At 60.7% G+C, this 12,376-nt stretch carries 10 protein-coding genes; 1 reads left to right on the plus strand and 9 read right to left on the minus strand.

Going from position 1 to position 12,376, the window contains the following annotated elements; translation table 11 throughout:
- Positions 1–3 precede the first annotated feature (3 nt).
- The 6 genes from pgl to tkt are packed head-to-tail and all read right to left on the minus strand — an operon-like array spanning position 4 to position 8,235.
- On the minus strand, positions 4–834 hold the full coding sequence (pgl, locus tag FHU41_RS01990) for a 6-phosphogluconolactonase (RefSeq protein WP_179387978.1): 831 nt from the start codon (positions 832–834) through the stop codon (positions 4–6).
- Positions 831–1,781, minus strand: a complete 951-nt coding sequence (locus FHU41_RS01995) for a glucose-6-phosphate dehydrogenase assembly protein OpcA (protein WP_179387979.1) — start codon at positions 1,779–1,781, stop codon at positions 831–833. Before FHU41_RS01995 ends, pgl begins: the two co-directional genes overlap by 4 nt.
- The gene (zwf, locus tag FHU41_RS02000) at positions 1,778–3,346 is read right to left on the minus strand and encodes a glucose-6-phosphate dehydrogenase (protein WP_179387980.1); all 1,569 of its coding nucleotides are present in this window, start codon (positions 3,344–3,346) and stop codon (positions 1,778–1,780) included. Before zwf ends, FHU41_RS01995 begins: the two co-directional genes overlap by 4 nt.
- Before the next feature lie 7 nt (positions 3,347–3,353).
- Positions 3,354–4,970 (minus strand): glucose-6-phosphate isomerase, encoded by a 1,617-nt coding sequence (locus FHU41_RS02005; RefSeq protein ID WP_179387981.1) that lies wholly within the window; start codon positions 4,968–4,970, stop codon positions 3,354–3,356.
- Positions 4,970–6,091, minus strand: a complete 1,122-nt coding sequence (gene tal / locus FHU41_RS02010; protein ID WP_179387982.1) for a transaldolase — start codon at positions 6,089–6,091, stop codon at positions 4,970–4,972. Before tal ends, FHU41_RS02005 begins: the two co-directional genes overlap by 1 nt.
- Positions 6,092–6,099: 8 nt before the next feature.
- Positions 6,100–8,235, minus strand: coding sequence for a transketolase (gene tkt / locus FHU41_RS02015; RefSeq protein ID WP_179387983.1), 2,136 nt, complete (start codon positions 8,233–8,235; stop codon positions 6,100–6,102).
- Between the two features lie 194 nt (positions 8,236–8,429).
- Between tkt and FHU41_RS02020 the strand changes: the two genes are divergently transcribed.
- Positions 8,430–9,383, plus strand: coding sequence for a heme o synthase (locus FHU41_RS02020; protein WP_179387984.1), 954 nt, complete (start codon positions 8,430–8,432; stop codon positions 9,381–9,383).
- 270 nt (positions 9,384–9,653) lie between these two features.
- Here FHU41_RS02020 and FHU41_RS02025 read toward each other — a convergent pair whose 3' ends face one another.
- From FHU41_RS02025 to FHU41_RS02035, 3 genes are read right to left on the minus strand one after another with little or no spacing between them, the layout of a single operon-like run.
- Positions 9,654–10,571: a COX15/CtaA family protein gene (locus tag FHU41_RS02025; RefSeq protein ID WP_179387985.1), complete on the minus strand. Its 918-nt coding sequence runs from the start codon at positions 10,569–10,571 to the stop codon at positions 9,654–9,656.
- Between the two features lies 1 nt (position 10,572).
- A complete protein-coding gene (locus FHU41_RS02030) occupies positions 10,573–11,343 on the minus strand; it encodes an ABC transporter permease (RefSeq protein ID WP_179387986.1) in 771 nt (256 codons plus the stop codon).
- Positions 11,340–12,347, minus strand: coding sequence for an ABC transporter ATP-binding protein (locus FHU41_RS02035; RefSeq protein WP_343046218.1), 1,008 nt, complete (start codon positions 12,345–12,347; stop codon positions 11,340–11,342). Before FHU41_RS02035 ends, FHU41_RS02030 begins: the two co-directional genes overlap by 4 nt.
- Between the last annotated feature and the right edge of the window lie 29 nt (positions 12,348–12,376).

A 12,376-nucleotide genomic window follows, 5' to 3' on the forward strand; every position in this document is an offset into this window, starting at 1 on the left:
AGCCTAGCTCGCGCCACCCAGGAAAAGATTCTCCGGCACCTTCGCTGCGGCGTCTTGATCGATCAGCCAAAGTGTTTTGACCCGCCCGGCCGGACCCGCGGCCGGAACCTGTACCGGATTTGCACCGGCAAGAGCTAGTCCAACGGCACCGGCCTTATCCGAACCCGAAACCACCATCCAGACCTCCTGTGCGGAATTGATGGTCGGCAGGGTCAGCGAGACCCTCGACGGCGGCGGCTTGGGGGAGTTGTCCACTCCTACCACCAGTTCATTGCGCACCCGAATACCGGCCATCTCCGGAAAGAGCGAGGCAATATGCCCGTCCGGGCCAATGCCGAGCAGCAGCACGTCGAAGCGCGGCAACGCGTTCCAAACGATGGCAGTGGTGTCTAGATTCTCTTCTTCGGTCCCGGGATGCTCGGCTGCAGCGGCTACCGCCAGTTGCCGGGCATAGTCGGCAGCTGCGGCTTGAGTGTCGGCGAACTGATCCGGGCTACCCATCGGATGCACCCGAGCCGGATCGACGCCGATCTTATCCAGCAGCACATCGCGAGCCTGCTTGGCGTTCGATTCCGGATCGCCCACCGGCAGGAACCGTTCATCGCCCCACCAGAAGTTCACCTTCGACCAGTCCACTGCGGAACAGGCAGGGGAGTCCACCACTGCCTTGAGAGTGGCAATGCCGACGGTGCCTCCTGTGAGAACTACGGTCGCTTCACCGCGTTCGTTCTGAACATCGAGGAGCTTGGTGATCAACCGGGCGGCTGTGGTGGCGGCCAGCACATCGAAACTGGGATGGATGTTGATCCGGACCGGACCCGGTGCGGGACTCATCGTGCAACCACCACTTCCTCGGCGGCTTCCGCAGCCAGCAGACTACCGAGATTCTCCGTGATGACTTCGCCAAAGACCTCGTCAGGATCCAGCCGGCGCAGTTCCTCAGAGAGACAATCCTGGAGTGAGCGCCGCGGCAGCGAGATATGTTGCACCGGCTGCTCTGGCTGAGTCAGCGTTGCTTCTTGGGTTCCCGGCCTGAGTAACTCGATGGAACCTTGCTCCCTTTGCAACACCACTCGACGGATACCGGTACCAGCCGGATCTTCGATCACCGTGGTGGGCACGTTGAGCGCCCCACGCAGCCAGGCAGCCAACAACAAGGTGCTAGGGGAGTCGGAGGCACCTTCCACCAGCAAAGAGGTGATTGGTTCGTCATCGAGCTGATCAAAAGCCGCAGCCAATTGGATCCGCCAATTGGTCAGCCGGGTCCAGGCCAGATCGGTGTCACCCTCGGCGTAGCTATTGCTGATTCGGCGAAGTGCTTCGCGGGGATCGGGCTCGTTGGCCGAATCGGTGATTCGACGATGAGCGATCTTTCCGATCGAGGTCTGCGAGGCGGATTCCGGGATGCCATGGGGCCACCAGGCCACAATCGGCGCATCGGGCAACAAAAGAGCGGAGACCAAGGACTCGCTCTGATTGGCTAGTTCTCCATAGCCGTGCAGCACCACGACCTCGGAGGCACCGGCGTCGCCACCCACCCGGATCTGCGCGTCCAGGCGAGTGACATCTTGCCCCGAGGCATCCGCAAGCACAATAATCCGGCAAGGATGCTCGCGGCTAGCCAGGTTGGCCGCCTCGATGGCTTCCTCCTCGTAGCCGCTCTTAGTCAGTACCACCAGGGTCAAAACCCGGCCCAGCGTTACTACGCCACCCTTTTCCCGCATCGATTGGATCTCCTTGGAGATCTTCGAGGTGGTTGTATCAGGTAAATCAATAATCACGGTCTTCTCCAGCTTCGTCCGTCTCGCGCCAGCAGTTCGTCAGCCGAGGCTGGCCCCCAACTCCCTGGCGGATATGCTTCCGGTTGCTTGGCTTCCTGAGCCCAGTATCTTTCGAAGGGATCGAGGATCTTCCAGGACAGCTCCACTTCTTGATGCCTTGGGAACAGCGGAGGTTCACCCAACAGCACATCGAGGATGAGCCGTTCGTAGGCTTCCGGACTGCTCTCGGTGAAGGCATGACCGTAACCGAAGTCCATGGTCACATCGCGTACTTCCATCTGAGTGCCCGGCACCTTCGAACCAAAGCGGATGGTGACGCCCTCGTCGGGTTGCACCCGAATTACCACGGCATTCTGCCCGAATTCGTCATCGCTGTGGTCGGTGAAGAGTAAATTCGGTGCTTTTTTGAAGACAACGGCGATCTCGGTGACCCGGCGCCCCAGTCTCTTGCCGGTGCGCAGGTAAAACGGCACACCGGACCAACGGCGGGTGTTGATGTCTAAACGGACCGCGGCGTAAGTCTCGGTGTTGGAGTCGGCCGGAATGCCGTCCTCTTCCAGATAGCCCAAGACTTTCTCGCCGCCTTGCCAGCCACCCGCGAACTGGCCGCGAGCAGAATGGGTGGAAAGATCCGCAGGCAACTTCACGGCTGCCAGTACCTTCTCCTTCTCCGCCCGCAGATCTTCCGCGTTGAAAGAGATGGGTTCCTCCATGGCGGTCAGCGCAAGGAGCTGCAACAGGTGGTTCTGGATCACATCGCGAGCCGCCCCCACGCCGTCGTAATAGCCTGCCCGGCCGCCGGTGCCAATATCTTCGGCCATGGTGATCTGCACATGGTCAACGTAATTGGCGTTCCAGATTGGCTCGAAGAGTTGGTTGGCAAAGCGCAGCGCCAAAAGGTTCTGCACGGTCTCCTTACCCAGATAGTGGTCGATACGGAAGACCGCATCGGGCGGGAAGACCGATTCCACGATGGCGTTGAGCTCCCGAGCCGATTCCAGGTCGTGCCCGAAAGGCTTCTCAATCACCACCCGGCGCCAGCTATCGTTCTCCGACTGAGCCAGGCCATGCTTGGAGAGCTGGCGACAGACTAACTCGAAAGCCTTCGGCGGAATAGACAGGTAGAAGGCATGATTGCCCCGGGTACCGCGATCCGCATCCAATTCCTCAAGGGTTTCCTTGAGCCTGCTAAAAGCGTCATCGTCATCGAACTCACCCTGCACAAAACGGATGCCTTCGAGCAATTGGTTCCAGACTGCCTCGTCGAAGGGGGTTCGAGAATGGGCTTGCACCGATTCCTTGACCTCCTGGGCGAAGTCCTCGTCCTCCCACTGCCTGCGAGCAAAACCCACGAGCGCAAAGCTCGGCGGCAAGAGGCCCCGATTGGCCAGATCGTAGACGGCTGGCATCAGCTTCTTGCGGGAGAGGTCACCGGTCACTCCGAAAATCACCAGCGAGGATGGCCCGGCCACCCGGGACAACCTACGATCCCGGGGGTCCCGCAAAGGATTGCTGTGCTTTGCGTTTGGTGAGACAGTCTGCGTGAGCGCTGCTGTTTCAGTCATGTGTTTCTTAGGCTTCCTGTTGCAATTGGGTGATCACGGCTTCCAACTGAGCCACGCCATCAGCGCGCTCGGTCAGGTGCAGGCGGAGTACCGGGCGACCATGCTCGAGCAGCACCTGAGCGTCGCCGGCGGCCTGGGCTTCGATTAGTTCACCGAAGCTAAAGGGGCGGTGCGGAATGGCCAAATCTTCGGTGGCTGCAGCGGTGATCTGCAAGAAAACACCGATAGCCGGGCCGCCCTTGTGGAACTGGCCGGTGGAATGCAGGAAACGCGGACCCCAGCCGAAGGTCACGGGGCGGTGGGTAATCGCGGCCAGCTGATCCCGGGTGCCTGCCAGTGAGGCGTGCGTGAGTCGGTCAAAATAGGCCTGCACACTCAGGTAGCCGTCACTTCCAAGCTGACCGAAGAGAGCTTTGAGGGCCTCAGCCACGGTGCTCGCGGAGCCAAGCCATTCGCCGCCACGGACCTCGATGGCCCCATCGCTGAAGTTTGCAGCTACCGGTTCCGGGCGGGCATCGAGTAAACCTCGAGCCGCTTTTTTGGCCGCCTCAACATCGGGCTGGTCGAAGGGGTCGATGCCGAGCAGCCGACCGGCCACCGCGACGGCGAATTCCCAGAGGATCAATTGAGCGCCCAAGCCACCGGAGAGCACCACCTGATCGCCAATCGGTTCGACGTCGTCATCCTGGCCAACCACTCGAACCACCAGAATGTCCGGGGCTCCGGAAGTCACTTCGGGGGAACTCGGATCGGCGACTACCGGGAGCACGCCGGTGCCCAACTTTCCGGTGGATTCTGCAATAAGCTGCTCAGCCCAGTCGGCGAAACCAACGATGCCGGAACCCTCATCGACAATCACGATCTTGTTGCGCAAAGGATTGGTACCGCCCAGTGCGCTGCCCAGAGCCAGACCGATATTGTCTGCGTCGTTATCGCGGAGCAACTCACCGGCTTCTTCGGCATCATCGAGTAGGGCTTGGATATCGACTCCGGCCAAACCGGAGGGTACCAAGCCGAAAGCGGTCAGCGCGGAGTAGCGTCCGCCGACGTTCGGGTCCGCATTGAAAACAGCCCGGTAGCCGGTTTCTCGAGCCGAGGCGTCCAGCGGAGAGCCCGGGTCGGTCACCACAATAATGCGACGCTTGGCATCGATTCCGGCAGCAGTGAACTCCTGTTCAAAGATGCGTCGCTGCGAATCGGTTTCCAGCGTGGAACCCGATTTCGAAGAAACAACCAGGGCGCTCTGCGCGAGTCGGTCCTGTACGGCGGCCCGTACTTGCTCGGGATCGGTGGAGTCCAGGACGGTCAGTTCCACACCGGCGGTCTTAGTAATCACCTCGGGAGCCAGCGAGGAACCGCCCATGCCGGCCAGCACGATATGGGTCACGCCTTCAGCCTGCAATTCAGCCCGTAGCGCCAGAATCTGCTCCACCAGCGGTGCGGAGATCGCCGGGGCTTCAACCCAGCCGAGCCGGATGGAAGCCTCGGATTCGGCGTCCGGCCCCCAGAGGGTGTGGTCCTTATCGAAGATTCGGGAAGCAACCTGATCTGCTACCAGGGTTGGCAGGTGCAGATCGGCTGCGGCCAGTGCCGCTCCAGAAGCGGCCAAGGACAGGCTAGACATCAGGCATCCTTCTTCGCATTATCGAGAGCCTGCTGTACATCGGCCAGCAGTTCATTCCAACTGGTCACGAACTTGTCCAGGCCTTCCTTCTCAAGCTGCGCTACGACGTCGTTGTAATGCACGCCCAAGCCCTCCAGGGCATTGAGTACGGCGTTCGCCTCCTCGTAGTGCGCGGTAACGGTGTCCCCGCTGACCGCCGCATGATCGAAAGTGGCGTCCAGGGTCTTCTCCGGCATGGTGTTGACCACGTTCGGAGCCACCAATTCGGTGACGTACAGGGTGTCCGGGTAAGCCGGGTCCTTCACGCCGGTGGAAGCCCAGAGCGGCCGCTGTGGCAGCGCTCCGGCGCTGGCCAACAGATTCCAGCGCTCGGAGCTGAACTGCTCCTGGTAGATCTGGTAAGCCAGCCGGGCATTGGCGACGCCAGCCTTCCCCTTGAGTGCGAGGGCTTCCTCGCTGCCAAGAGCGGTCAGCCGCTTGTCGATTTCGGTATCCACCCGGGAGACGAAGAAGGAGGCGACGGAGTGGATCTGGGAAAGATCATGACCGTTTTCCTTGGCCTTCTCAATGCCCAGAAGGAAGGCGTTGATCACCGCACGGTAGCGTTCAAGCGAGAAGATCAGGGTGACATTGACGCTAATCCCGGCTGCCAGGGTCTCGGTAATCGCTTCCAAACCCTCTTGGGTGGCCGGGATTTTGATGTGCACATTGGACTTGGCAACGGCGGCGTGCAAGCGCTGGGCCTCGGCGATGGTGCCCTGGGTATCCCAGGCCTTGCGGGGATCCACTTCAATGGACACCCGGCCGTCAACACCCTGGCTCGCCTGAGCGACCGGGGCGAACAGATCACAAGCGTCGGCGACGTCGCGGGTGGTGATAGCGAAGACTGCGGCCTCCGCATCGTTACCTTGCTCAGCCAGCTCGGAAACCTGCGCTGCGTAGGACTCGCCTTGGGAAATGGCGGCTTGGAAGATCGAAGGATTAGTGGTCACACCGACCACGTTCTTCTCTTCGATCAGTTTCTGTAAGCTGCCGCTGCTCAGCCGTTCGCGGGAAAGGTCGTCGAGCCAGATCGATACACCGGCCGCCGAAAGTTGCGCTGTGGGGGTTTGCTCAGTCATTGCGTCTCCTAAGATGCTGCTGCGATGGAGTCTTTGGCCGCCGCGGCGACCGCTTCTGTGGTGATGCCGAATTCGGCGTATAGGCGCTTGTAATCGGCGGAGGCTCCGAAGTGTTCCAGCGAAATGGAACGTCCGGCGTCGCCGACGAATTCCCGCCAAGGCATCGCGATTCCGGCTTCAACAGAGACCCTGGCCTTTACGGCCGAGGGGAGTACCGAATCCCGATAATCCGCATCCTGCTTGTGGAACCATTCGACGCTGGGCATCGACACGACGCGAGCGGCGATGCCCTCTGCGGCCAAGGTCTCCCGGGCCTGCACGGCAAGCTGTAGCTCGGAGCCGGTGCCGATCAGGATGACGTCCGGGGTGACAACAGCGCTGTTCCCCGATTCATCGTCACGAACGGCCTCGGCTAGTACATAGCCGCCGCGCAGCACGCCCTCGGCGGAACCGAACTCGGTAGCGGTAGCCGTTCCTTCGCCACGCTGATAAGTGGGGATGTTCTGTCGGGTCAACACGATGCCCGCTGGGTTCTGGCGGTTCTCCAGGATGCCGCGCCAGGCCTGTGCCACCTCGTTTGGGTCACCGGGGCGCACGACGTCGAATCCCGGGATAGCGCGCAGGCTCGCCAATTGCTCAACCGGCTGGTGGGTCGGACCGTCCTCGCCGAGGCCAATCGAATCATGGGTCCAGACATAGATGCTGGGAACACCCATCAAGGCGCCAAGCCGGATTGCCGGACGCTGATAGTCGGAGAAGATCAGGAATGTTCCGGAGAACGCCCGGGTCGGTCCACCCAAGTGGATGCCGTTGACGATGGACGCCGCAGCGTGTTCCCGAATGCCGAAGTGCAGCACTCGGCCATAGGGGTTGCCGGACCAGGCATTGGTCTGTCGGTCACTGGGAACGAAGGAAAGCGCCCCTTCGATCGTGGTGTTATTCGACTCAGCCAAATCGCAGGAGCCACCCCAAAGCTCGGGGAGTTCGGTGGCGACCGCGTTGATCACCTTTCCGGAAGCGGCCCGGGTGGAGACTTCCTTACCTGCTTCAAAGCTCGGCAAAGCCGCGGTCCAGTTCTCCGGAAGCTTGCCGGACTCCATCCGCTCCAGCAGCTTGGCGTCTTCAGCATGCGCCGTCTGCCAGGCTGCGAAGTCGGTATTCCAGGCTTCGTGCTCTGCTGCGCCGCGAGTAGCGACTTCGCGAGCGTGGGCTAGTACCTGGGGATCGACGTCGAACGTCTTTTCCGGATCGAAACCCAGGATTTCCTTGAGCCCGGCTACTTCGTCCTTACCCAGCGCCGAGCCGTGGATCTTACCGGTGTTCTGCTTGGTCGGCGAGGGCCAGCCGATGATGGTGCGCAGGGCAATGATGGAGGGCTTGGAGGTTTCGTTCTTGGCCTCCAGCAGAGCGCGGTGCAGCTCTTCGACGTCTTCGACGTAATCGCCGGTCTTGGTCCAATCAACCCGCTGCACATGCCAGCCATAGGCCTCGTAGCGCTTGAGCACGTCCTCGGAGTAGGCGATATCGGTATCGTCCTCGATCGAGATGTGGTTCTGATCGTAGAGCACCACGAGATTGCCCAGCTCCTGGTGACCAGCGAGTGAGGAAGCTTCGGAGGTGACGCCTTCTTGCAGGTCGCCGTCGGAGGCGATGACCCAGATGTTGTGATCGAAGGGGCTGCTACCGGGTGCGGCCTCGGCGTCGAAGAGACCGCGCATCCGGCGTTGCGAATAGGCAAAGCCCACCGAGGAAGCCAAACCCTGACCCAGCGGGCCGGTGGTGATCTCTACGCCCTTGGTGTGCTTGTATTCCGGGTGGCCGGGTGTCAGTGAACCCCAGGTGCGCAGTGACTCCAGATCGCTCAATTCCAGTCCATAACCGGAGAGGAAGAGCTGAATATAGAGGGTGAGCGAGCTATGCCCGGGGGAGAGAATGAAACGGTCGCGGCCAGCCCACTGCGGGTCTGCCGGATCATGTTTGAGGAACTTCTGAAAAATCAAATAAGCCGCCGGAGCTAGGCTCATCGCGGTTCCAGGGTGGCCGTTACCAACCTTCTCCACCGCGTCCGCAGCCAACACCCGAATGGTGTCAACTGCCTGCTGGTCTAGCTCTGTCCATGAAAATTCTTGGCTATCCTGTGGCATCGAAAACAGTGCCCTCTCTTGCGGAAATAATGGATCGTTGAACTCCGCCTCTCAGCTTAGTGCTTAAGGCCTGTGGCTTGGGTAACGCAGTGAAGTCTGACTCGTCACAGAGCGTAGGCCTGGCGTCCCGGGGGCTGTGTGCCTGGCGTATAGAATAGGGAAGACAACAGCGTGGATAGAAACATGGGTGAGACGTGCGTGTGACGCAGGCAGCAACGAGGCCGGTGGAGTCGGGTGCTCCGCAGAAACTTAGCTTCGGGGCGAAGGCAAAGGCTTATCTTGCGCTGACTAAACCGCGCGTGATTGAACTGCTGCTGGTCACCACCTTGCCCACCATGATCTTTGCGGCGCGTTCCTTCCCGGATATCTGGCTCATTGTGGCCACGATGGTCGGTGGTGCCCTCGCTGCGGGGAGTGCCGGTGCCTTCAATTGCTACATTGATCGCGATATTGACAAGGTCATGCACCGCACCGAGAACCGCCCGCTGGTCACCGGCGCCATCAGCCCTCGGGAAGCCTTGATCTTCTCCTGGGTGCTCGGTGTACTTGCCATCGCCGTCCTTTGGTTCGGTGCCAATCCGCTGGCCGGTTTGCTCGGCGTGGCCGCTATTTTCTTCTACGTTGTGGTCTACACCCTGATTCTGAAGCGGCGCACCGCGCAGAACATCGTTTGGGGCGGAGTGGCCGGTTGCATGCCGGTGCTGATCGCCTGGGCCGCCGTGACCAACGGTCTGGACTGGCCCGCCGTCATCCTCTTCCTGATCATTTTCCTCTGGACGCCACCGCATTACTGGCCGCTGTCGATGCGTTACAGCGAGGATTACAACGCGGCCAAGGTTCCTATGCTCGGTGCGGTGGCCGGTGCCCGCATCGTCTCCGTACAGGTGGTTCTCTACGCTTGGGCGATGGTGGCCTGTTCACTGCTGATGATTCCTTTGGGCCGGGCTGGCATTGTCTATACCGTCGTCTCGCTGGCCGCGGGTGCCTGGTTCCTGGTGGAGACGCATCGTCTGCACAGCAAGGCTCAGCACGATGAGCTCACCAATAAGGGCGCCATGAAGGTTTTCCATGGCTCGATTAGCTATCTGACCCTGGTTTTTGTGGCCCTCGCGGTGGATCCCTTTGTGGGCCTGCCACTGATGAGCTAATTCTTTAGCCAGTCGACCGACGCACTCGCTTTTACCATTTACGCGCCCCACTCGCTTTTACCACTCGACCGAGCCACTCGCTTTAACCACCCACGCGCTGAGTTGTGCCTGAGTTGTTCCGACGCAGCTACCCGCTCGCGATAGCCCAATGACTTGGCGATAGCCCAATGGTGGGCGATTGGGCTATCCCGATGCCAGTGAGCTATCCCGAACGCTGGGATGAGTCCTAGGGTGGGGAAAGTGCGGCTAAGAAACTAAGCCGCTAAGAGATTATGCCGAGCGGCGCGAACGCAGCGCGATATCGGCAACATTGGTGCCAGCGGCCAGCAGCGCTGCCGCACCCAGCATATGCAGCCCAACTAGCACGATCGGCAAGCCCGTGAAGTACTGAGTAAAGCCAATAATGGCTTGCAGAACCACTGCGAGCAGCAGCCAGATAATGGCCGAGCGGAGCAGATCGCCGCGGCCGCGCCGCCAGCAGAGCACGAGCAGCAGCAAGGTGCAGGCCACCAGCAAATACACCGGTAGCGCGTGTACCCGGGTGATTAACTCGGGATCCAATCCGTTCCGAGGTGCCTTTGCATCGCCCGCATGTGGCCCGGACCCGGTCACCATCACGCCAAGAATCACGGTGATATAAACCAGCACGGCGGCTGCCACCGAGAGCTGCCGAAGAGTGGAGCGGACGGCTTGCTGAGTTTCCGGCGGTCGCCCATAAGCTCTGTTGACCAGCAGCATGGAGAACACCACCAGGGTGGCGGAGACCAAGAAATGTAAGCCAACGACCCAAGGGTTGAGGTTGCTGAGCACCGTGATGCCGCCGATGATTCCCTGTGCCGGAATGCTGGCCAGCAAGCCGAAGGAGAGCCAGAACATATCCGCGCGTTCCTTGCGCAAGTTCAGCAAGGACAGCAGCATAGCCAGCGCGACAATAGCCAGCGCGAAGGTCAGTGTCCGGTTTCCGAATTCGATAATGCCGTGAATTCCCATCTCGGGAGTGTTCACCAGCGATCCCGAGGTGCACTTGGGCCAGGTGGGGCAGCCCAGGCCGGAGGAAGTGAGACGAACAGCACCGCCGGTGCCCACCAGCACAATCTGGCCAATCAGCGAGGCGATGGTCAGCCGACGCACGGTGTTATTGACCGTGGTCGGGAGTTTGGCCTTCAGCGACCGATACAGGGTAGTCATCTCAACTCCATTTGAACCATTTCACTGCGGCCGCCGATGCGACCACAGCCCAGAGAAGCAGCACAATGACTGCGAGAACATTGAGGCCGCCGCCCAGCATAGCTGTCCGCATCGCCTCACCGAGAGCACCGGAGGGGAGGAACTGCACAATATCCGTCATTAGCCCCGGTGAACGGCTGGGCGGCAAAACGATGCCTCCCAGGGCTCCGAGCAAGATCCAGAGCAGATTGGTGAGAGCCAAGGTGGCTTCGGGACGCGCGGTGCCGGCAATTAGCAAGCCCAGTGAGGTAAAGGACAAGGCTCCCAGAATAAGCAGTGGAATACCGAGTAGCAGTCCCGGGAAATCGGGGTGCCAGCCGAGGAAAAGGGCGACGACGGTTATCACCAGTGCCTGAATCACCAGTACAGCCAGAACGGCGATCACCTTACCGGCAATCAAGCCACCCCGTCCCAGCGGGGTGGTGGAGAGGAATCGCAGCACCCCATACCTGCGGTCAAAACCGGTGGCAATGCCCTGGCCGGTGAAGGCAGTAGACATCGCACAAAGCGCCAGGATGCCCGGAGTGGCGACATTGATCCGGCTATTGCCGAGATTATCGAGCAGCGGCGTGACCACTAGGGCGATCAGCCCGAGCAAGGGCAGCACGATGGCTAAGATGAGCTGCTCACCATTGCGGAGCATGGTGCTGGTCTCATAGCGGCTCTGTAATACGATCCGACGCGTTAACGAGGCGGGTCGTGCCGTTTTCAACTGGCTGAATTCGGCGCTCATCGCTGGCTGCCCTGCTGGTTGGATTTGGCTTGACGTGCTTCTACCCGCGCCGCTTCGGCGGTCTCGGCAATGTCCAAGAAAACGTCCTCAAGCGAATGTGCAGCCAGGTTCAGCGCACTCGGCATTACTCCTTGAGCCGCCCATTCGCTCGTTAGCGCGGCCAGATCGGTGGGAAGCAGTGGGCCGCTTAGCTGATAGCTGCCGGGACGAGTCTCCTGCAACCGCAGTTCGGGACGTAGCACCTTGGTCAGCTCCAAGCCCGCGGGAGCATCGAAAGTGAGGGTTCTATTGGCCTGCGGGTCGTTTGCGGCACTGAGCAACTCCGGTACGGTGCCCTCGGCAACGGTCCGGCCGTCGTCGATTATGTAAACATAATCGGCCAGTCGCTGGGCATCGTCGAGAAGATGGGTGGTGAGCACCACGGCCACCCCTTCGCTGCGCAGCCGACGAATTAAATCGAAGACTAACTGCCGGGATTGCGGATCCAGTCCGGCACTGGGCTCATCTAGAAAGACGATTTCCGGTCGGCCGAGTAACGCGGCGGCTAAAGCAACTCGTTGCTTCTGCCCGCCGGAGAGCCTGCGGATGCTGGTGCTGGAAAAGGAAGCAATATCCAGCAGTTCCACCAATTCCTGCACCGGCCAGGGGTCCTGATACATTCCGCTGACATGTTGCAGGAGCGGGATCGGTCGCTGCGCGGGGGGCAAGCCGCCGTCCTGCAGCATTACCCCGACCCTGGCGCGCAGGCTAGCATCCGCATGCTCCGGATCATGGCCAAGCAGTGAAATCGTGCCACCTTGGCGACCTTGCAAACCTTGTGCACATTCCAAGGTGGTGGTCTTGCCAGCACCATTGGAGCCGAGTAAAACGGTCACCTGGCCGTAGTGGGCGGTGAGTGAAAGGCCACTCAGAACACGTTTCATCCGGCCGTCCAAGGCGGGAACTGGCCCGACATCTTTGACGAGCCCGTCGATCACGAGGGCGGGGGAGAGGGCTTCGGGCACGCCTTATAGTCTACGACACTGATTTCTAC

Origin of the sequence: Psychromicrobium silvestre, assembly GCF_013408295.1 — a bacterium.
Taxonomy (GTDB): domain Bacteria; phylum Actinomycetota; class Actinomycetes; order Actinomycetales; family Micrococcaceae; genus Renibacterium; species Renibacterium silvestre.

Bases quoted from the DNA above. Each gene is read 5' to 3' on its own strand.
- tkt (WP_179387983.1), bottom strand. From the start codon at position 8,235: ATGCCACAGGATAGCCAAGAATTTTCATGGACAGAGCTAGACCAGCAG.
- pgl (WP_179387978.1), bottom strand. From the start codon at position 834: ATGAGTCCCGCACCGGGTCCGGTCCGGATCAACATCCATCCCAGTTTC.
- zwf (WP_179387980.1), bottom strand. From the start codon at position 3,346: ATGACTGAAACAGCAGCGCTCACGCAGACTGTCTCACCAAACGCAAAG.
- FHU41_RS02005 (WP_179387981.1), bottom strand. From the start codon at position 4,970: ATGTCTAGCCTGTCCTTGGCCGCTTCTGGAGCGGCACTGGCCGCAGCC.
- FHU41_RS02025 (WP_179387985.1), bottom strand. From the start codon at position 10,571: ATGACTACCCTGTATCGGTCGCTGAAGGCCAAACTCCCGACCACGGTC.
- tal (WP_179387982.1), bottom strand. From the start codon at position 6,091: ATGACTGAGCAAACCCCCACAGCGCAACTTTCGGCGGCCGGTGTATCG.
- FHU41_RS02030 (WP_179387986.1), bottom strand. From the start codon at position 11,343: ATGAGCGCCGAATTCAGCCAGTTGAAAACGGCACGACCCGCCTCGTTA.